Origin of the sequence: Roseivirga sp. E12, assembly GCF_017592825.1 — a bacterium.
Taxonomy (GTDB): Bacteria; Bacteroidota; Bacteroidia; order Cytophagales; family Cyclobacteriaceae; genus Roseivirga.
In genome coordinates this window covers 767,154-788,888 of sequence record NZ_JAGFMD010000001.1, presented here as the reverse complement: position 1 = coordinate 788,888, position 21,735 = coordinate 767,154, and the positions used below count along the sequence as shown (strand labels likewise).

The window sequence follows — 21,735 nt, the reverse complement described above, 5'->3', positions numbered from 1 at the left end:
ATTATTGGATGTGTTGATATAGTATTTCCACCGGATGATATGACCTTCTACTAGTGCCATCCTTAATTTGATGCCTGCAACTGGTACCTGCGGCTGCAACAATGACATCTTCTGGTAGCTTACGTACAGTCGGAAACAGCACTAACTCCCCAATCTTCATTGATACATCATAATGCTCTTTTTCGTAACCAAACGATCCTGCCATACCACAGCACCCAGAAGGAATCATTTGTACTTTAAAGTTTTCCGGTAAAGACAATAGCTTCTTGGTCGGGACCATTGAAGAAAGAGACTTCTGATGACAATGCCCATGTACTTTGATCACTTTGGGGTCCTTAACAAACTGTTCCGATTTAATACGGCCTGCATCGATTTCATTGGCCATAAACTCCTCAATGGTAAAGACATGATGCGCAATTCGTTTCGCCTGCTCCTGATATTTGCCTCTGGTCAGACTGATGTATTCGTCTCTGAAAGTTAGAATAGCAGATGGCTCAATACCAATAACAGGTGTGGCAGCCGTAGCCAACTCTTTGAATGTATCGATGTTGGATTCGGCAAGGGTCTTAGCTTCATCCAAGAGGCCCTTAGAGAGTTGAGGTCTACCTGAGTCTGCATGCGGTACATAGATGACCTGATAGCCAAGTTTATCCAAGAGTAAGACTGCCTTTTTACCAATTTCGGCATCGTTATAATTGGTGAACTCATCACAAAAGAAGTAGACTTTCTTATCGGTTACTGTCGGTTTGAATTCTTTGCGCAGCCATGTATTCAGTGGTTGCCTAGAAAGACTTGGTACGCTACGTTCTCGTGCAAAACCTACGAATGATTTCAGAAGGTTGCCGGTGATTTTGTTGCCAAAGGCAAAATCATAAGCCCAAGGAGCCAGACTTGCTAGTTTCATGTTTTTAGAAAAGGCAGCAATCTGTTTTGTTCTCCATGGAATGCCATTCTCTTTGTAATACTGATACTGCCATTCACCTTTGAGTTTGGCCATATCAACATTAGAAGGACATTCTGAGCTACAGCCTTTGCAGGATAGGCACAAATCCATCACCTCTTTGATCTCCTCATTGGCAAATGGATTCTTGTCGGTCGAGTTGGTTAGTATCTCTCTTAGAATGTTGGCACGAGCTCTGGTTGTGTCTTTTTCATCTCTCGTGGCCATATAGCTTGGGCACATAGTACCACCACTTAACTCAGACTTTCGACAATCACCCGAACCGTTGCAGAGCTCTGCAGTTCGCAGAATGCCGTCAGTGGAGGAGAAGTCGAATTGCGTTTCAAAATCGGGGGTCTTTTGGTCCTTCTTGTACCTCAAAGAGGTATCCATAGGAGGGGTGTCCACAATTTTATTTGGATTGAAGATGTTTTGTGGGTCCCAAATCTGTTTTACTCTCTTGACTAGCTCGTAATTGTGCTCACCAATCATTTGGGGTAGGAATTCCCCTCTGAGTCGACCATCACCATGCTCTCCAGAAAGTGATCCTTTATACTTCTTAACTAGCAAGGCAATCTCTTCCGCTATTGTCCGGAATTGCCGCTGACCTTCAGCAGTCTTTAGATTAATGATGGGACGCAGATGTAATTCGCCTGAACCCGCATGGGCATAGTGAACTGAGTATAGACCGTGTTTATCAAGAATTTCATTGAATTCTGCGATGTAGGCAGGTAGATCTTTTACATCAACAGCGGTGTCTTCTATAACAGGTGCGGGCTTGGCATCACCCGGAACATTTGAAAGTAAGCCTAAACCTGCTTTTCTCAGGTTCCAAACGGCTTTAATCTTTTTTCCTTTGATGATTGGATAGGCATAGCCATGTCCTTGTTCTTTGAGGTCAGAAATTAAGTCAGCAACCTTTTGATCGGCTTCTTCAGGACTTTCCGCGTTCAATTCTACCACGAGTATTGCTTGTGGATCTCCCTCTACAAAGAAACGCAACGCATTGTACATTGGATTACGCTTAGTGGCTTCCAAAATGTAGTGATCCATCAGCTCACAGGCAGAAGGCTGGTACTTGAGGGCTACGAGGTTTGCCCTTAGGCTGTCATCAATGGTTTCTGAATGAACACAAACTAACCTCTTATTGCTAGGCGGAAGAGGGGTGAGTTTTACTTTTGCCGAGGTAACTATGCATAATGTCCCTTCAGAACCCGCAATTAGACTACAGAAATTGAAGTCATTGCCTTGTTCATTAAAAGGCTGATGGCGAAGAAGCATGTCTAATGCGTACCCCGTGTTTCTTCTTGGAATATCTTCCTTAGGAAAGCCCTCTATTATCTCTTTTTGGTTGACTTCATTCTTGAGAATTTCTCGAGTTTCGAAGTAGATACTATTCTGTAATCCTCCACTTACAGACAGGCCGTTACATCTATCTAGAAAAGCCCCTTTATCGACTTCCCCAAACCAAGATTCAGTACCATCTCCAAGCACAGTATTTACTTCAAGTAAATGTTCTCTTGTACTTCCATAAACTACTGAATTAGAACCACATGAATTATTACCAATCATGCCACCAATCATGGCTCGATTGGCCGTGGAAGTCTCCGGAGCAAAGAAGTAGCCATAAGGCTCTAGATGCCTATTGAGATCGTCTCGAATAATACCAGGCTCCACCCATGCATAAGTCTCTTTTTCGTTCACCTCAATCACTTGATTGAAATGCTTAGACATGTCTAGGATAATGCCATTACCAACCACTTGACCAGCAAGGCTGGTACCCGCAGTTCTAGGTATCAGTGAGGTCCCATTTTCGCGAGCATAATTGACTAATGTGATGAGATCATCCTTGTTTTTGGGGATGGCTACAGCAAGTGGTAATTCGCGGTATGCTGATGCATCAGTGGCATAGAGCTTCCTAGTTGTACTGTCTGTAAAAAGACCTCCTTCAAGCTGATTTTTCAGCAGCAACAAATCCATGGGCAGCAAATTACTTCATATTGGGAGATGTCGCACATTGCTTGAGCGGAAATTATCATTTCTACCAATTTCATATCCCATAAATATGTGGAATTTGGGTTTCAAACAACTCAGATGAGTTCCTTTTGGCTTCATTCTATTTACACTATCATGACCATTCCTAACCAATAAATTATTCTCGTGAGAAATTTCCTCCTTCTAAGTCTTATTACGCTCCTTTTTTTTAGTTGCTCAGATTCCAAGTCAGCGTCTGATCCTACACCTGACTCTGACCCAATGGACCCTATTATCTCTACGACACCTATTTTAATCAACTCTCCTGAGACAATTGATGAACGTTCTTTCGCAATAATCAATACTAATGTTATCACTATGATAAGTAATGAAGTATTGGAAGATCAGGTTTTGATAGTCGAAGACGGCATAATTACTGCGTTGGGAAACCTGGGTTCTGTGACCATACCAACCGGTCTTCAGGTTATTGATGCGAAAGGTATTGGGTACATTATTCCTGGTTTGATGGATATGCATTATCACAGGAGTACAATAAGTGATCTGTTTTTGTTTGTGGCCAATGGGGTATTAACGGTGAGAGAAATGTGGGGTTCACCCGGATCATTAAACATTCGTAACAGCATAATTGATAATGATTTAGACCTACCTAGAATATTTGCGGCCAGTCCAGGTATGAATGGATCTGGAGGACCTTTTGAGGCATTTACACCTCCGGTAACAACAGTTGCTGATGCAGTGAGGCTGGTGAGAAAATACAAACGAGATGGTTATGATTTTATAAAAGTTTATAATCGACTGTCAAGCGAAATTTATGAAGCTATTATCGCTGAAGCTGCATCGGAAGGTATTCCTGTCATAGGACATGTTCCCTTTAATGTTGGGCCAGAAAGAGTGTTTCAATCGGGTCAGACTTCAACTGAACATTTGATTGGTTTCGGCCTGTTTGCCTCTTCAAGAAACTCTATTTCACGAGGATCATTGGAGGTTGATAAGGTAAATCAGTTAGCAGATCTATCTGTGAGTAACAATGAGTTATGGCACGTTCCAACGATTTCAGTTGATGCATTGTCATTTGCTCAAGTAGCCCGAATCAAGGTTAGCGATGAATATGAATTAATTTCAGACGAGCTTCGCAATACGTTTGAGACTGGATTTGCTAAAGGGAATGCAGATTATAGGCAGTCAGAAGAGAACCACAAAATCGTGTTGACCACAATTTTGAATAAGGGTGGTAATATTATGTTAGGCACAGATGCTGGATTTGGTTTTATCATTCCTGGCTTTAGCATTCATGACGAATTGGCTGCTTTTGTAGAAGCTGGTTTGAGTAATTACGAAGCCTTGAAAATGGCTACCATAAACCCAGCCACCTATCTTAAAATTGCAGAAGAAGTAGGGACAGTTGAAGTAGGAAAAAAGGCGAACCTAGTAATGCTGGAAAGTAATCCACTAGAAAATATTGAGGCAACTAAAGACCGTGCTGGTGTCGTTTTAAAGGGTAAATGGATTTCAGAAAAAGCGTTGAGAGATGAGCTGAATAACTGATTTGCTTAGCCAAATATCAAGGTAAAATTGGCCCCCTTTCCTAATTCGCTCTCGAGCAAAATATCACCGTCATGGAGCTGCATGATCTGTTTTGAGAGGCTTAGACCTATACCCGAACCTCTATTCTTGGTAGAATAGAAAGGCATAAAGATCTTTTGTTGGGCTTCTTTAACTATACCCGGCCCATTGTCTTGGATAACCACCGAGGTAGATTGGTTGAAGACTTTGATTTCGACCTTTACCCAACCATTATCAGCATTCCCGATAGCCTCTCGAGCGTTCTTAATCAAGTTAATCAGTACCTGCTCAATCAATTGCTCATCTAGCTGAAGTCGTTGAGAAGTCTTTGGCATCTTAACGATCAGCTGCCCATCAGCAAAATCGCTTTTAAGTAAGTTGACAGTGTTTTGAACTACTTGGTTGATCGAAGTGTCCTCCTTGTTAGGGTCTGGAAGGTTTGTATAATCACGATAAGCGTTGATAAAATTGATTAGACCATCAGATCTTCCAGAAATGGTTCTTAAACCTTCCTCAATGTCTTCAAGGCTTTCGTGAGATAGAATATTATGATCAGGCTCTTTCTTGATGTCCTCGCCAATAATCTGTGTTAGGGTGGAGGTTAAAGAAGAGATAGGTGCTATCGAATTCATGATTTCATGCCGTAGTACCTTGGTTAAGTTTTGCCATGCTTCCAGCTCTCTTGCTTGTAATTCAGCTTTAATGTCTTGAATGGCAAACAAGCGGTAGGAACCTTTTCCCAGCTTATACCTACTTTCAAAGACTGCTAATTCGCGTCCATCGCCCGTCTTATAAGTCGCCCGATTACTTCCATCAAGCTGATTGATTAGACTCGCAATTTCTTTGGTTTTGATATTCAAACGATTTGAATGCCTGTGCTTTGTGATGCCAAGGAGATTGAGTGCAGATTGATTGATCAGTTTTATTTGTCCTTCATTGTCAATGGAGATGATGCCTGACGCAATATTTTCTACTACCACTTGAAGCTCTTGAAAGAATTCTTCCCGCTTTTGACGCTCCAATAGAATGGCATCAATTACTTCTTTAAAAGCGATGTTCAACTCCTTGAATGTCTTACCGAGCTTGTTGTCATGAGTGAAACTCATGTTGAAGTCATTATACTTGATGGCATCGAAGAAACGCCTGAGCTTTTTATTAGTGCTTTCAATGTAATTGAAGAGCTCGAATACCTCGAAAACAATCAAGAAACCTGTTACTACCGTGGTTACATACTTCTGATCAAAGAATATCAGGTACACAAAAGCAGCTACTGTCAGGAACAATATTATAACCCTTATGAGTACAAAAAGCCTAAATCTATTAAAGCCCATACTTCTCTAATCTTCGGTAAAGTGATGATCGTGTTAAGCCTAATTCCTGAGCGGCATGAGTGACATTTCCATTATGCTTAGCCAAAACCTTGCGAATGAGAATACGCTCTACATCCTCTAAGTTATACTGTTCTAAGCTAATGTCTCCACTGTTTTCTTTAGGTTGCTGTGCAGCATTAAAAAAGAAATCTTCAGGTTGAAGGATGTTATCTCTACTCATGATCACGGCTCTTTCAACCGCATGCTGAAGCTCACGAACATTGCCAGGCCAATGGTACTTGCCAAGTCGAGTTAAAGCCGCTTCGCTGAATTTATAAATGTCCTTGTTGTATTTTTTAGCGTACTGGCCTAAATAATGTTCAGCGAGTAGAGGGATATCATCTCCTCTTTCTTTAAGAGAAGGTAAGCGCAGTTCTATGGTGTTGATTCTGTAGAGTAAATCTTGCCTGAACTCACCTTTCTGAACCATGTCATACAAAGGCATATTAGTAGCACAGACCAGACGGATGTCAACGTCTATTATCCGGTTTGAACCAACACGAGTAATTTTCTTATTCTGAAGGGCTGTCAAGAGCTTAGCCTGCAAAGGGAGTGATAGGTTACCAATTTCATCCAAGAAAAGCGTTCCTCTATTGGCAACTTCGAATCTTCCAGGTCGATCGGTCTTGGCATCAGTGAATGATCCTTTGACATGACCAAAGAGTTCCGATTCGAATAGGCTCTCAGTGATTGCTCCTAGGTCGACACTCACAAAGGGATTATCGGCTCTATTGGAGTTACGGTGTAAGGATCGTGCAATAAGCTCCTTTCCAGTACCATTTTCGCCTAAGACTAACACATTGGCATCTGTTTCGGCCACACGGTCAATGGTATCAAATACCTGCATCATATTGGGCGACTGTCCAATGATGTCTTTGAATTTCTCGTCTAGATCAGCCTTTAGTACTGCTTGTTGGTCTTTTAGCTGTTGAATCTCAGTTTTGGAAGATTTGAGTTTCATGGCCGAAAGGAGTGTGGCAAGCAGTTTTTCATTCTCCCAAGGCTTCATTACAAAGTCTGAGGCTCCTGCCTTGATCGCCTTAACGGCTAAATCAACCGAACCAAATGCTGTAATTAATAATACCACAGCGGAAGGGTCTATCTCCAATATCTGATCTAGCCAGTGGAAACCCTCTTGTCCAGAATTTACATCCTGGGTGAAGTTCATATCCAACATGATTACATCGTATGACTCATTTTTTAATAAGTCGGGAAGGAGTGTGGGATCCTTTTCTAAATCTATCTGACCGAAGTGCCTTTTGAGAAACATCCTTGCTGCTTTGAGCAAGTCTTCGTTATCATCGACTATAAGTATGCGTCCAGAATTCATATGGTTTGAGTATTTGACCTAAGGTTTCTAACAAAGGAAATCCGTTGATAATATACAAACAAATCCAGCCGTCCGCCAGCGGACATCAAAGTTCGTGAGCGGATAGTATTGTAATATTGATTATCACTAAATAACTGATAATCAACAAGTAAACTTTGGTACGGTGCTTGGGATAGAATTGCCAAAATAAATCGCAATGATTAAGAACTACTTGAAAATAGCTTACCGGTTTCTGCTGAAGAATAGGGCTTATAGCGCTATCAACATCCTTGGGTTATCAATCGGGATGTGCTGCTTTATCATGTTGACACTATTCGTTCAAAAAGAATTTAGCCATGATGAATATCATCAGGACAAGGAATTAATCTACCAGGTATATATAGACGACACTGTTAGTTCTAATCGAGGGTACTCGCCTCAGACTATGGCTCCGATGGGACCCTTGTTGAAAGAGTCCGTGCCAGAAGTAGTTGATTTCTCTCGCTTTGGTCAAATGGGAGATTGCGTTGTTAAGCTTGCGAACGGAGGGAAGTACAATATTTCGAAGTTCTACTACACCGATGCTTCTTCCATCGATCTATTTTCAGTTTCGATAATTGCTGGGGATGCTAATGAGCCGATGTCAGACATTAGTGATATAATCATCTCTGAGTCTGAAGCGATTCGCTTGTTTGGATCAGTTCAGGGAGCTGTTGCCAAAGAGCTTGATATCATAGACTTTGGTAAAATGTCAATCACCGCTGTGTTTGAAGACTTGCCTGATAATACACACTTCGACTTTGACTACCTGACGAGATTTGAAAATGCTGATAAAGACATGAAAGACCTTTTGAAGTATAGCTCCTCTAAGACGGTTATGAATTGGGGAACAGTATCCGCTTTCCCATTATACATCAAGTTGGATTCCTCGACTGATTTGGATGCTGCTATCTCCAAAATGGAGATTGCCATAAACCCACATAGACCTAATGACAGAATCAAACTTATTCCAATAACGGATATATACCTGTCTGAGCTTTTTGGAGGATACTTCGGCAAGAAGGGTGAGAAGTCAAATGCTCAGATGTATATGATCATCGCCTTAGTCATTTTAGGTATTGCCATTATCAATTATATGAACATGGCGACAGCCAGGCATTCAAAAAGAGCGAAAGAAGTTGGTATTAGAAAAACCGTTGGTGGGCATCGCTTTCAGATTGCGAGACAATTCTTTGTGGAGTCGATGGTTGTTACAACTATTTCACTTGTATTGGCTATCTGTCTTGCCGAATTGTCATTGCCAACATTAAACTCATTTGTAGACAAGGAGCTGTTCATAGCTTATGATTCTCCGAATACTTATCTATTGCTAGTGGGCTTTATTGTGCTAGTTGGTTTCATGGCAGGCATCTATCCAGCGCTATATCTTTCAAAGTTTAACCCAATTCAAATTCTTAGTGGAAATGTTACCCAAGGTAGACAGGGAGGCTTTTTTAGAAAGGTATTGGTGGGCTTTCAGATATTCATCTGTCTTGGGCTATTAGGTGTTACCACTATAGTATACTCCCAGTTTAACTATATGCAAAACATTAATTTTGGTTTAACGAAAGACCAAGTAGTTGGTATACCACTGAAGGGGCAAGGCATTCAAAAGAGTTACAAAGTATTCAAAGACGACTTATTAAAGAATGCTTCCATTAATTCTGTTTCAGGAGTTTCATTTTCGGTCTTCGAAGGTGTATCTACTTTCTTTCTCGATGTTGATGGTTTTGAAGACGATCAAGCAGTCTCTTACATGTCTGTTGAGCCAAATTTTGTTGAAACATTAGGTATAAAGATGGCGCAAGGGCTTTCCTTTAATCAAGTGGAGGAGTCTGCACGTGGTAAGTCACAAATCATCAATCAAACCGCTGTAGATCAATTTGGTTGGGATAACCCGATGGAGCACAGTCTAATGTCGCGTAAGGTGACCGGTGTTGCTAAAGACTTTATCTACGGTTCAGCTAAAGATGAGATCAAACCTCTTATGCTCAGAGCTCAATTGGATGGTTTCGAATATGCATATGTGAAATTAAGTGGCCAGGGGATCAAACCTGCCTTAGAACATATTGAATCAGTATTTGAGAGATTCTCGACTGATTATCCTTTTGAGTATGAGTTCTTGGATGATCAATTCGCTGAGAAATACTCAAAAGAGAAAAAGCTATCGGATGTATTTTCAGCATTCAGCATGCTGGCCATATTCGTTGCCGGTCTAGGTATATTCGGTTTGTCGATCTTTTTGGCAGAGCAAAGGGTGAAAGAAATTGGAATTCGCAAAGTTTTGGGAGCTAGTATCTCTCAAATTGTATGGGTGCTCAACAGTGGAGTGACTAAGTTAATTGCACTTGTTGCCTTGTTAGTAATTCCGGCAGTATATCAGTTTATGTCTGAATGGCTTTCTGATTTTGCCTATCATATTACTATTGATGCAGCGCTTTTGATTGTGCCATTAATAGCCCTAATGGTTGTGGTATGGGGTATTTTGATGTTCCAATCTTACAAGTCTGCTAAATCAAATCCAATCAACTCACTTAGGACAGAATAAGTCCAATAACCCAAAATATCATGAACAACATTATCCGATTCTTAAAGTCAGGAATGAAAAGCCTCAAAAGAGAGCGCTTTTTTGCAGTGGTTAATATCATTGGTCTTTCACTTGGTATGTACTGTTTTCTGGTCACTTCTCTTTATGTCCACGATGAGCTGACGCATGACAAATGGCACACCAATGCGGAGAACATTTACATGCCAAAGATTACAATGAGCTTTGGTGAGTCTAATAGTTTCAATCTTTTTCCTCCTGTAAAGTTGGGAGAGGCCATGACGGAAGATCTTCCGGGTGTCATCGATGCGGTCAACATCAGTCTGGCTCAAACCATCAACTATAAATTCAAGGACGAAGACTTTAAGTCTGATGGTTTTTATTACACACAACCCAACCTTTTCAATGTTTTTGACTTCGAATTGAAGTATGGTAACGTTGAAACTGCTCTGGCTACGCCAGATGATTTGATCATTTCATCGGAGATTGCCCAGAAACACTTTCCAGGGTTAAATCCGGTAGGTGAGTTTATTGAAATCATAAACATGGGGACTTTCAGAATCTCAGGAGTTCTAAAGCCAATTCCATCTAACTCGCATCTGCAATTCGAGTTTTTAGCCTTAATTAATATGAAGGTGGCGCCTTATGATTTTTATGTTGACAAATGGAGTACTGGTACGGGTCTGAATTATATACTTACAAGATCTGACTATACGGCAGCCAAGCTCTTAGATGATACAAAACGTGTCTTAGCGACCAAAGATAGCACTGATTCCCCAGGCGAGTATAATTACACGAAATTCACTGATCTCTACATGGACAATGAAACCATGAGGAGTTCATCGAATGCAATGTTTGGCGGTCAGATGAAGTATGTTTATATCTTCTCACTTATCGGAGGACTGTTACTTCTAGTTGCCTGTTTCAATTACATTAACCTTACTACAGCAAGGTCATTTGCACGTTCTAAAGATGTAGCTGTAAGAAAGATTATCGGAGCTACTAAAACTAGGTTGGTCCTCTTCCAGATGGGAGAAACCCTGTTCTTGGCACTCTTAGCCTTAATTATTGCCATTGTATCTGTAGAAGTCACCCTTCCAGGTATCAACAGTATTCTAGACAAGTCTCTTGCATTGGATTTTGTGAATAACATTCAAGTGTTGTGGATTCCAATAGCACTATTGTCTCTAGTAGTTTTGATTTCAGGTTTGTATCCAGCATTGACTGTTTCTGCATTTAGCCTGTCATCAGTATTAAGAGGTTCTAGTCCTAAGTCTTCGAAGGCAATATTTCGCAAAGCGCTGATTGTTCTTCAGTTTTTAATATGTGCAGGTTTGTTATCAAGTGCTCTAATTATCAGGGGACAAGCTCAATACCTGGTCAATATGGATTTAGGCTATAACGAAGAAAACATCATTGGCATTGACCTGACAAAGGCAGGTATGTTTGAAAAGTACCTTGAGTTTAAGACTGAGGTTGGACGGATTCCCCAAATAGAGGGTGTCAGCGGATCTCCATTACCAAGACTAAATTCAATCATAAATTTTGAGATTGGAGAGGGAGAAGAAAAGCTCAATTTAACCTGTTTCTATGGCGCTGCTGATCGTGATTTCAACGATCTTTTCGGACTAGAGTTTGTCTATGGATCAGGCTTTGATGGCTTGACAGATTCTCAACTCTCAACTGCTGTAATTATCAATGAAGCAGCATTAAAACTCCTAGGTTGGGAGGGGAACCCAGTTGGGCGAGAGCTAATTGACGGTAAAATTGTTCAGGGTGTTGCGAAGGACTTTCACTATATGTCTGGTAAATCTGAGATTGGCCCAATCCTGATAGATAATCAAATGGACCAAATTAGAAACCTACAGGTAAAGTTCAGAGAAGGCGATAGAGCTGCGGTGGAGCTTCAACTGCAGAATGTCTGGGAGAGCTTTGCCACTAATGGTGATTTCGAGTTGGAAGAAGTGGAGGATTACTTCGCTGACTCTTATGGTCGCGAGGAAAGCTTAGTTAACATTTTCGATCTTCTTACAGGCTTGCTAATGGTTGTCGCATTCCTAGGTCTATTCGCACTATCTACATTCGAGAATCAATTAAGAGAGAAAGAAATGAGTATCCGTAAGGTGCTCGGTGCTAGTTACCTCAATCTGATCAGGGTATTGAATAAGAAGTTCACTTTGTTGATTGTGTTGGCTCTCCTCATTTCGGTTCCTACATCCTATTTATTGATTAATAAGTGGTTGGTATCCTTTCCTTATAGAATTGATAGCGTGGTGCCATATTTCGCCATAGCGGTAGGCTCAGTTCTACTTCTTTCTGTGGTGATTTTGGGTGTGCATAGCTACTTCAATACACAAAAGAATCCTGCTAACGTACTTCGCAACGAATAAGTCTGTCACTATGATAAAGAACTATATAACCATAGCACTTAGAAACCTAGCAAGGCATAAAGGTTACTCCTTTATTAATATCACTGGCCTAGCCGTGGGTATTGGATGTTGTATGCTCATTTTCCTTTACGTGAAAGACGAGTTGACATTCGATAGTTTTCAATCAAAGGCAGACAGAATCTATCGAGTCAATTCGAAGATTGACTGGTTCGGAAGTGTCCAAGAAATGACGGCTACAAATGCCATTGAGGCAAAAGAATATGCCGATCGTATTCCTGAAGTTGAGACTTTTACCCGATATCAAAACACTTCTTTGATTATTAAAAAAGGAGATGAGTTTATCAACCAATACAAGGCCATCTTCACGGATCCACAGAACTTTAAAATTTTCGATTACGAAGTGCTCTCCGGTACACTTAACAATGTACTTCAAGACTTGAATTCTATTGTAATCACTGAGGAAATAGCCATTAAGTATTTCAATAGAGTCGATGTAGCAGGAGAGGCTCTTACAATTAAGCTCGAAGGAAAAATTGAAGAGTTTTACATCGATGCGGTTGTTGAGGACTTCCCATCCAATTCTTCATTAACAAGTAAAATCTATTTCTCTTGGAAGAAATATGAAATCAAAAATGATCTTTACACAAGCAGGACCTGGAATAACATAGGTTATACCTCCATACTATTGCTGAAGGAAGGTGCTGACCCTTTAGATGTAAAAGAAAAGCTGACAGAAGTGAGGCTTGCTCTCAATCCAGATGAGAGCCAAGAGTTTGTCCGAAGCGTTGAGAGTATTTTACAGCCATTAACAGCTATACATCTAAGTGAAAATGCCAGCGGAGGTGATGGTATTATCAACAGTAGTAGTGCAACATACTCTTACATTTTATCAGGCATTGGAATCTTCATTCTGATTTTGGCATGTATCAATTTTGCCAATCTATCGGTTGCTCGATCAATTCCTCGTGCTAAGGAAATAGGTGTCAGAAAAGTTTTAGGTGCAAGGAGAAAGCAACTTGCATGGCAGTTTCTTGGTGAAGCTTTCTATACCTCCTTTATCGCTTTTATTGTAGGGCTTATTCTTGCCGAACTATTGCTACCCTTCTTTGGTAGACTAACAAATAAGGATTTTTCCTCTGGCATTACTCAAGACCCCATGCTATTACTTGGTTGTCTAGTGCTGGTATTAGTATCGTCCGCATTGGCGGGTACATATCCGGCATTCTTCATCAGTAGATTTTCAATTCTTAAGAGCCTTTCAGGTAGGGTAAAGCTGAAGGGAAAGCAATATGTAACCAAAGGACTCGTACTCATACAGTTTGCAGTTGCTGCAATCTTGGTCATAGGTACTATGGCCATGAACCAACAGATTTCAATGCTCTTGGATACTGATCTAGGGTATGACGATGAGAACCTAGCAATCATTAACCTAAGAGACAATCAAACATCCGCAGGTATTATTTCTAATGGATTGCTGAAAAACCCCAATATTACTTCAGTATCACTTACCGATGGTTTTGGTTCTGCAACAAGCGTGGGCTATGAGGATAAAGACATGTTTGTGGTAGTCTCAGAAATTGACACAGCCTTCCTATCCATTATGAATGTTCCGCTGCTTAAGGGACGAAAGTTAAAGGCACATCCAGATCAGTTTGTCCGAGGTGATGACACACTCCAAAACGTAGTAGTAAACGAAAAATTTCTTAGCTCTATTGGAATCGAGGGCGAACCTATTGGTGAGCTTTTAACTGATGGAGGTGATGAAGGCACCAAGGCATATAGAATTGTTGGCGTAATGCAGGATTTCATTTACTCATCTGCTAAGTCTGGCGTGGGGCCGGTTATGCTTGAAAGCGGGGCAATTAGCAATACAGGGTTTAGTCAAGTTTTGGTAAAGTATTCGGAGAGTTATTCAACTGAGATAGGTGCAGAGATAACTAATGTTTGGAGAGGTATAGAGCCTTACCAACCTGTAGACTTCTTCTACCAGCAAGAGAGCAATCAGGATTACTATAAAGAGGAGGTGAGATGGAAAACCATCATTACCAACTCGTCTCTCATAGCCATTATCATATCGTGCCTTGGCCTATTTGGACTTGCACACTTATCTGCCCAGCAGCGTATGAAGGAGGTCGGTGTACGAAAAGTATTAGGAGCATCCGTTCGCAACCTTGTACTTATGCTGAACATGAACTTTGCGAAGCTGGTGGTCTTGTCCTTCATAGTAGCCATACCGGTGTCATACTATTTTATCGACAGTTGGCTAGAGAACTTTGCCAATAAGATATCCTTAGGTGTTTTCCTTTTCTTGGTACCAGCTATAGTCACCTTTGGCATTGCTGTGCTCACTATTTCCATTCAGTCCTATAAGGCTGCGAATTCTAACCCAGTAGACTCATTAAGAAACGAATAAGCCATGCTCAGAAACTACTTTAAAATTGCCTTTAGAAACCTATTGAAGAATAAGCTCTATTCTTCAATCAACATTGCTGGCCTATCAGTGGGTTTAGCCGCATGCGTGCTGATTGTCCTCTTTGTCAGACATGAACTGAGTTATGACGAGCATTTTGAAGATGCTGACTCTATATATAGACTTACGGGTGCCTACAATCAGGGAGGTGATGCTAAGACCTACTCGGTAACTACTACCTATCCCTTATTGCCTATTTTGGCGAGCAACTTTCCTGAAATGAAAGTGGCGACACGATTCGATAATATGTCGACTAGTGTTGAAAGAGGTGATCAAAGCATTTTTCAGGAAGATATTATGCTAGTGGATTCGACATTCTTCGATCTCTTTAGTTTTGAATTAGTCGCTGGTCGCTTAGAAGGAGTCCTTAATGATCCACAGTCAATTGTTTTGTCCCAAGCTGCTGCCGAGAGACACTTTGGTGATGAGGACCCTATGAATCAACTGCTGAGCATTCTTGATGTTGATTTTAAAGTCGCGGCTGTTGTAAAAGATCTGCCGAGTAACACACACTTTGAAGCAGAGATGTTTATACCCAATGCCACCGCTATCAATTGGTATGGAGCATGGGTTTCAGAATTATTTACAGGAACAAGCCACTATAGTTATTTCAAATTAGAGAGAGGGGTGGATCCAAGTGACCTAGAGGCTCGAATAAACACTTTTCTGAACGATACTTATGAATCTAATACTCCTTATGAATATTACATCCAGTCATTAAAGAGTATTCATTTGGATTCCGACTTGACAGGTGAGATAGGTGTGAATGGCAACCGTATAACGGTGCTGATTTTTATTGCCACCGCTGTAGTAATACTCTTATTGGCTTGTATTAATTACATCAATCTCTCTATTGCTGCATCCTTTCAACGAGGGATGGAAGTAGGCTTGAAAAAGGTTTTTGGTGCGAGGCCACTTGCCCAAGTACTACAGTTTCAAGCAGAGTCGATCATTATCGCATTGCTTTCATGCATATGCGCTGTGATTTTGGTAGAAATGGCTCTTCCACAATTTAACAACTTGACAGGTGGTGAATTTGATTTTAGGATTCAGGATGACTTGGTTTTAGGGCTTTCTATTTTTGCTGTCGCAGTCACCATTGGGGCAGTTGCAGGTAGTTTTCCAGCCCTCTTTTTGTTGAGAATGAAGACAGTCACTGTACTTAGGAATAGTGCACTCACTGGAGGAGGAGGAAGGTTCAACCTTCGAAATAGCCTGGTGGTCTTTCAATTCTTTATTGCCGTTGTTCTAATTGCTTCAACGCTGATTATTCTCAATCAAATCAAATTCTTGAGGAATGCCGATTTAGGAATAGATACTGAACAGGTTGTCGTTGTGCCTCTTGCTGGCAGCGTGGCAGAGAATTACGACCTGTTAAGAGAAGAACTACTTCGTAATCCTTCCATCATGAATGTTACAGCAAGTAACAATCACCCCGCTGTTAGAGTGGGGAATTGGAGAGGATATAGAACAGATGGTGCGGAAAGCTCTACTTCCGCACCGACCGTGGTCATCTCTCATGATTTTTTCGAGACGCTTGGTGCTGAAATCATTGAAGGACGCGCCTTCGACAGGGATTTTGAAACGGACTATATGGAGGCTTATGTTTTGAATGAAGCTGCTGTCGATTTCTTTAAACTAGAAGACCCTGTAGGGAAGAAACTGAGTGGTATGGCATTTACTGGATCAGAATGGTCAACCAAAGACGCTAGAGTAATAGGAGTGGTAAAAGACTTTCATTTTGCCTCGCTGCATAATGAAATACGCCCAACAGTATTTTCCTTAAGCTCAAGAGCGACAACCCGACTGAACTTTATGAGTATCAGAGTCTCACCAGAGGGTATCAGTGAGACACTCCAGTCGCTCGAAAATGAATGGAATCAAATTGCCGCAGGTGTACCATTTGACTTTAGTTTTCTTGACGAAGATGTAAACGACCATTATCAGGCAGAAGATCAATTTTTGAAAGTCTTTGCTAGTTTTTCCTTCCTTTCAATTGCAATCGGATGTCTTGGGTTGTTCGGGTTAACTGCCTTTATGATGAAGCGTAGGACAAAGGAAATCGGTATAAGAAAAGTCCTCGGTGCAGAAGTGTTTGGATTGGTGAATACGTTATCGAAAGACTTCTTAAAACTTGTTTTGGTAGCGAATGTGTTGGGATGGCCACTGGCTTACTACCTAATGGATAAGTGGTTACAGAATTTTGCCTATTCCAACGGAATTTCGTGGAAGGTGTTTTTCTGGACTGGCTTGGGAGCAATGGTGATTGCCTTTATATCGGTCGCATATCACGCTATTAAAACAGCGAGCATGAACCCTGTAAACTCTATTCGCTACGAATAATAAGCTGACTGTTATGCTTAGGACCAACCTTAAAATAGCCGCTAGAAAACTCCTAAATAAAAGAGAGTTCACGTTAATCAATGTATTTGGTCTGGCGGTGGGTCTAACTACGAGTCTATTGATTTTTCTATGGGTCAGTGATGAGGTTAACTACGACAAGTTTCACCTGAATGCTGAAAGAACCTTCGGTGTTTGGTCTCATGATTATTATGACAATGGAGAGGTCGCTACAGACAGCAGGCAAAACGGCATTATAAAGGGAGTGCTTGATAGTGATTTTCCAGAAGTAGGGCTTTCGGCAAGGGTAGATGATAGAGAGCACCAATTGGCTGTGGGAGATCGAAAGTTCAAACAAATTGGTTTGATAGCTGATGTGGAGTTTTTTCAGATTTTCAATTTCCCAATTATTGCAGGCGAGTTAGAAGAAAATAGTCTATCAACCTATGGTGATGTGGTACTCACCGAAAGTATGGCCTTGAAGCTGTTTGATAAGACTTCAGTTGTAGGCGAGTTGGTGAAAATTGATCATACGCGTGACGCAATCGTGAGAGCTGTCGTACAAGACCCTCCAAAGAATGGACAATTCCAGTTCGGCTTTGTGTTGTCCATGGAGAACTGGGTAAAAAGGAACTCATGGATTATGCGCTGGGGAAATGCTGGAATCTATACCTTCTTACAGTTGGCTGAAAATAGTTCTAGGGAGGAACTAGAGGCAAAGATGGAGGATCTAATCCGTAAAAATCAAGAAGGGAATAAGAAGTCACTCTTCCTTAAACCTTTTACCGATATCTACCTTAGAGGTAGTTATGAAGGTGGCCAGTCTGCTGGAGGAAGAATAGAGTATGTGAACCTTTTCGCCTTAATTGGCATATTTATAATGTTCATCGCCTGTATCAACTTCATTAACCTGTCTGTAGCCGATGCATTCAAGCGAGCCAAAGAAGTGGGCGTTAGAAAAGTCAGTGGCGCCTCTAGACTCACCTTGATAAAGCAATTCCTGGTTGAGTCTGGGCTGATTGTGGCGCTCTCTGTAGTGATTGCTGTCATCCTCATAGAAGTACTACTAGTTCCATTCAACAATTTGACAGGCAAGAGTGTGGCCCTTGACTTGTTAGACCTTAACCTCTTGTTGCTGATTGGTGGAGTAGGGCTATTCACTATTCTTGTCTCAGGTCTGTACCCAGCGCTTGTTTTATCAGGATTCAATGTAGTTAAGGCTTTAAAAGGCAAAGTTGATACCAAGGGTACTACTAAGACAGGCGGAGTTTTTAGAAAGGGTTTGGTGGTCTTTCAATTTGTGATTGCCGGTTTCTTGATCTACGCCACCTTAATCATTAACAATCAAGTTGAGTACATTTTTGAGAATCAGAGAAATGTAGATAAGGAGGGGGTAATCTTACTTCAGAATGATGATGCTCTACTTAAGAAATTCGACAGCTTTAAGGCAGAACTGTTGCAAGACCCAAGTATTGAAGCAGTAACGCTTGTAGGTGATGCCCCTGTCAATATTGGAGCCTCTACGGGGGACTTTTCTTGGGAAGGTAAAGACCCTAGAGTTGACAAGACGAGCTTCAAAGTACTCTTTACAGAGTCTGCATTTATCAGCACCATGAAACTCAAAATGGTCGATGGCCGAGACTACTCCAAAGACTTGCTTTCAGATTGGTCGAATGTTATCGTGAATGAAGCTGCAGTTAGAGGAATGAACATTGAAGACCCTATTGGCAAGGCGGTGAAGTTTTGGGGGAATGACATGAAGATTCTTGGCGTGGTAGAAGACTTTCATATTGGTTCTGTCTATGAAGAGATACAACCACTCATTATACTCAACTATGCAGAAAATGGGGATCATGTTACTATTAGGGCAGCTTCTGGTGAAGAGAAAAGAGCAATAGAGGTATTGGAGGAAAAGTATGCTGAGTTTATGCCAGGCTACCTTTTCGACTACAAGTTCCTGTCGGAAGAGCATGCGGCTATGTATCAAAATGAGCTACTCATTAAAGACTTGGCAAAAATATTCGGCCTTATTGCTGTCCTTATATCGTGCTTAGGGCTTTATGGATTAACCTCAATAAATGCACAACGAGGTATCAAAGAAATTGGAATCAGAAAGGTGCTAGGTGCAAGCATCAGTCAGATACTAGTTAATTTTTCGCGAAGGTCGCTTGTCTTGCCAGCGTTGGCATTGACTATCATGACTCCACTGGCTTACTATACGATGGATTCTTGGCTGCAAGACTTTGAATACCATGTGAATCTATCACTTAGGGGTCTTTTTGGTGTAGTAACAATATCCTTGGTGATTGCATGGCTGACAGTCTCAGTCATTGCCTTTAGGGCTTCACGAACTAACCCCATAAACTCTCTAAGAAATGAATAAGTATCTAAAGAGTGCCTATCGCAATTTGATCAAGAAGAGACTATTCTCTTTTGTAAATATCACAAGTCTAACCTTTGGTTTAGTATGTGCTTTGTTCATCGGTACATATGTGATTTATGAGTTTAGCTATGATCAAGACATTGATGATGTTGAAAGGGTTTTCAGGGTTAATAATGTATACAAGGGTAGCCAAATAAGTGTCATTGTTCAGACCGCCATTAAGCCCTATTTAGATGCACAGGTAGACCAAGTTGAATTGGCAACGAGAGTGCAGCGCACGGGACCCATTGTTTTCAAAGTCGGTGATCTCCTTATAAGAGAAAGAAACGGGTACTATGCTGATCCAGCGATTCTGGATATTTTATCCTTTGACTTGAAGCTCGGTTCAGTTAATAATGCATTAAAGCAAAAGCAGAGTATTCTAATCTCTGAATCCTTGAGCGAGAAGTATTTCGCAGGCCAAAACCCTCTTGGAAAGGAAATTCAAATCGATGAGTACGTTGATGGCCAACCTATGAAGTTACTTGTCGGAGGTGTATTCAAGGATGTTCCTGCAAACAGACATCTTCGTCCGGACTATTTGATGAGCATAGACATTTTGGGTGGTTTTCAAAATAGGCCAATAGATCAAGAATGGGGCAATTCTAACTGCTTTACTTATGTCAAACTAATTGATGGAGTGAGTGCTGATCAAATCAACAGTCAGATCGCCAATATCGTGGTTGAAAATAGCGAGTATGACATGACAGGTAGCGTTCTACACTTACAACCTCTCAGAGATATTCATATGCAGAATTTTGTAACCTTCGGAGACATTCCTGGTAAGGTGAGCAAGCAGAATATGTTTATTCTGGCTGGCATAGGTCTACTGATTGTTCTGCTAGTATGCATCAACTTTTTTAATATGTCTACAGCCCGTTCTTTGGAGCGCGCAAAAGAAATAGGTGTCAGAAAGTCCATTGGTGCCAGCAGGGGTAATGTAATGACTCAGTTTATGACTGAATCAGCATTGCAGGTTACGGTAGGTATGGTTTTAAGTATTATCCTCTTTGAGGTGCTCGGAGATTTACTAGCAAGCTTTACTGGTCTCAGCTTCAATATTGGTACAATGGTTGAATCACTGGGCTATTTAAATTTCTCTCTTTTCATAGTCTCACTTTGGGCGATTCTGGTTGTGGGTTCAGGTTTTTACCCAGCTCTGATTATATCCAAGTTCAAACCCGTAGACTCCTTGAAAGGCAAAGTCAATGTCGGCAGATCGAGCGTCAGTCTCAGTAAAGTGCTACTGATTTTACAGTTCACTATAACCTTGACAATAGGTGTGGTTGCCGTGGTTATTTATAGCCAAGTGAACTACATGCAAACAAAAGATCCAGGTTTCCAACGAGACGCTGTAGTTTCTGTAGACATATTTGACAATAAGGTCAAAGGGCCTTTTGTAGAAGAGTTAAATCAAAACCCATTGATTGAGTCAGTTACGTTTACGGATAGTAATGTGATTCAAGTTTTTAACTCTAGTACTGGTTATTCTTGGCTAGGCAAACCCAAAGAAGAGGATATTCGAATTTACCATATGAGTATAGATGAGAACTTCATAGCCTCTATGAATATATCTCTAATAGAAGGCCGAAATTTTGATTTAGAGCTGACCACGGATAAGAGCGCGGTGATATTGAACGAAGCTGCGGCTAAGGTAATGGGAATAGAATCGCTCGAGACCTTGCCAAAAGTGACCAGTGGAAGTGGAGAATATGAAAGACAACTGAACGTAATCGGGATTGTCAAAAACTTTCAGGCAGGTACGCTGAGAGAAAAAGACAAGCCAATGCTGATGTATCAAAATCCAAGAAGACTTTTCAGAGCCTATATCAAATTGTCTGAAACTGAAACTGCTTCCGCTATTGCGTCAATTGGAAGTGCCTGGAATTCATTGATTCCTGACCAGCCTTTTGAATATAACTCTCTTAATGAGGGGTATGAAAGAATTCTAGCCAAGGATAAAGCTTCTGGTAACACCTTACTTTTCTTCACGATAGTGAGTGTTGCGATTTCATTCTTCGGACTCTTCGGTATGACGAGCCTTAATATCCAATCAAGAATGAAAGAGTTAGGGATTCGTAAGATTTTAGGAGCGCATTACAAGGACATATTCTCTGCTGTCTCGAGGCAATTTAAATACACCATGCTGATTGCCTTGGTAATTGGTGTACCATTGGCTTGGTACCTCGGCAACCAATGGTTGAATGAGTTCGCACATCGGATCAATATCACTACCAGCATTCCTTTGTTGGTGGTCTCAGGAATGGCAGTGGTTGGATTAATCACCATTTATTTCTGCACCCAAAAGTTCACAAGGATTAACCCGGTACAAACGTTAAGGGAGCAATAAAG

Annotated in this window: 10 protein-coding genes; 7 read left to right on the top strand and 3 right to left on the bottom strand. The window is 41.1% G+C overall.

Annotation, left to right across the window (positions count from 1 at the left end; all coding sequences use genetic code 11):
- Position 1: 1 nt before the first annotated feature.
- Positions 2-2,920, bottom strand: a complete 2,919-nt coding sequence (locus J4E76_RS03340; protein WP_208501245.1) for an FAD-binding and (Fe-S)-binding domain-containing protein — start codon at positions 2,918-2,920, stop codon at positions 2-4.
- A gap of 276 nt (positions 2,921-3,196) precedes the next feature.
- Between J4E76_RS03340 and J4E76_RS03335 the strand changes: the two genes are divergently transcribed.
- Entirely contained in the window at positions 3,197-4,480 is a 1,284-nt protein-coding gene (locus J4E76_RS03335) for an amidohydrolase family protein (RefSeq protein WP_208501243.1), read from the top strand.
- Between the two features lie 5 nt (positions 4,481-4,485).
- Here the strand turns inward: J4E76_RS03335 and J4E76_RS03330 are convergent, their stop codons facing one another.
- Together J4E76_RS03330 and J4E76_RS03325 are read right to left on the bottom strand one after the other, a co-directional pair.
- Positions 4,486-5,829: a PAS domain-containing sensor histidine kinase gene (locus tag J4E76_RS03330; RefSeq protein ID WP_208501242.1), complete on the bottom strand. Its 1,344-nt coding sequence runs from the start codon at positions 5,827-5,829 to the stop codon at positions 4,486-4,488.
- Positions 5,819-7,198 (bottom strand): sigma-54 dependent transcriptional regulator, encoded by a 1,380-nt coding sequence (locus tag J4E76_RS03325; RefSeq protein WP_208501241.1) that lies wholly within the window; start codon positions 7,196-7,198, stop codon positions 5,819-5,821. The genes J4E76_RS03330 and J4E76_RS03325 overlap by 11 nt, the downstream gene beginning before the upstream one ends.
- Before the next feature lie 196 nt (positions 7,199-7,394).
- On the opposite strand from J4E76_RS03325, the gene J4E76_RS03320 reads away from it, so the two are divergent.
- From J4E76_RS03320 to J4E76_RS03295, 6 genes are read left to right on the top strand one after another with little or no spacing between them, the layout of a single operon-like run.
- Positions 7,395-9,764, top strand: a complete 2,370-nt coding sequence (locus tag J4E76_RS03320) for an ABC transporter permease (RefSeq protein WP_208501240.1) — start codon at positions 7,395-7,397, stop codon at positions 9,762-9,764.
- Between the two features lie 20 nt (positions 9,765-9,784).
- Positions 9,785-12,151 carry an ABC transporter permease gene (locus J4E76_RS03315; RefSeq protein ID WP_208501239.1) on the top strand — a complete coding sequence of 789 codons (2,367 nt, stop codon included), beginning with the start codon at positions 9,785-9,787 and terminating at the stop codon, positions 12,149-12,151.
- A 10-nt stretch (positions 12,152-12,161) separates the two neighbouring features.
- A complete protein-coding gene (locus J4E76_RS03310) occupies positions 12,162-14,564 on the top strand; it encodes an ABC transporter permease (protein WP_208501238.1) in 2,403 nt (800 codons plus the stop codon).
- Between the two features lie 3 nt (positions 14,565-14,567).
- Positions 14,568-16,964, top strand: coding sequence for an ABC transporter permease (locus J4E76_RS03305; protein ID WP_208501237.1), 2,397 nt, complete (start codon positions 14,568-14,570; stop codon positions 16,962-16,964).
- A gap of 13 nt (positions 16,965-16,977) precedes the next feature.
- Entirely contained in the window at positions 16,978-19,344 is a 2,367-nt protein-coding gene (locus J4E76_RS03300) for an ABC transporter permease (protein WP_208501236.1), read from the top strand.
- Complete coding sequence (locus tag J4E76_RS03295; RefSeq protein WP_208501235.1) at positions 19,337-21,733, top strand: ABC transporter permease; 2,397 nt, start codon at positions 19,337-19,339, stop codon at positions 21,731-21,733. Before J4E76_RS03300 ends, J4E76_RS03295 begins: the two co-directional genes overlap by 8 nt.
- Positions 21,734-21,735: the final 2 nt, after the last annotated feature.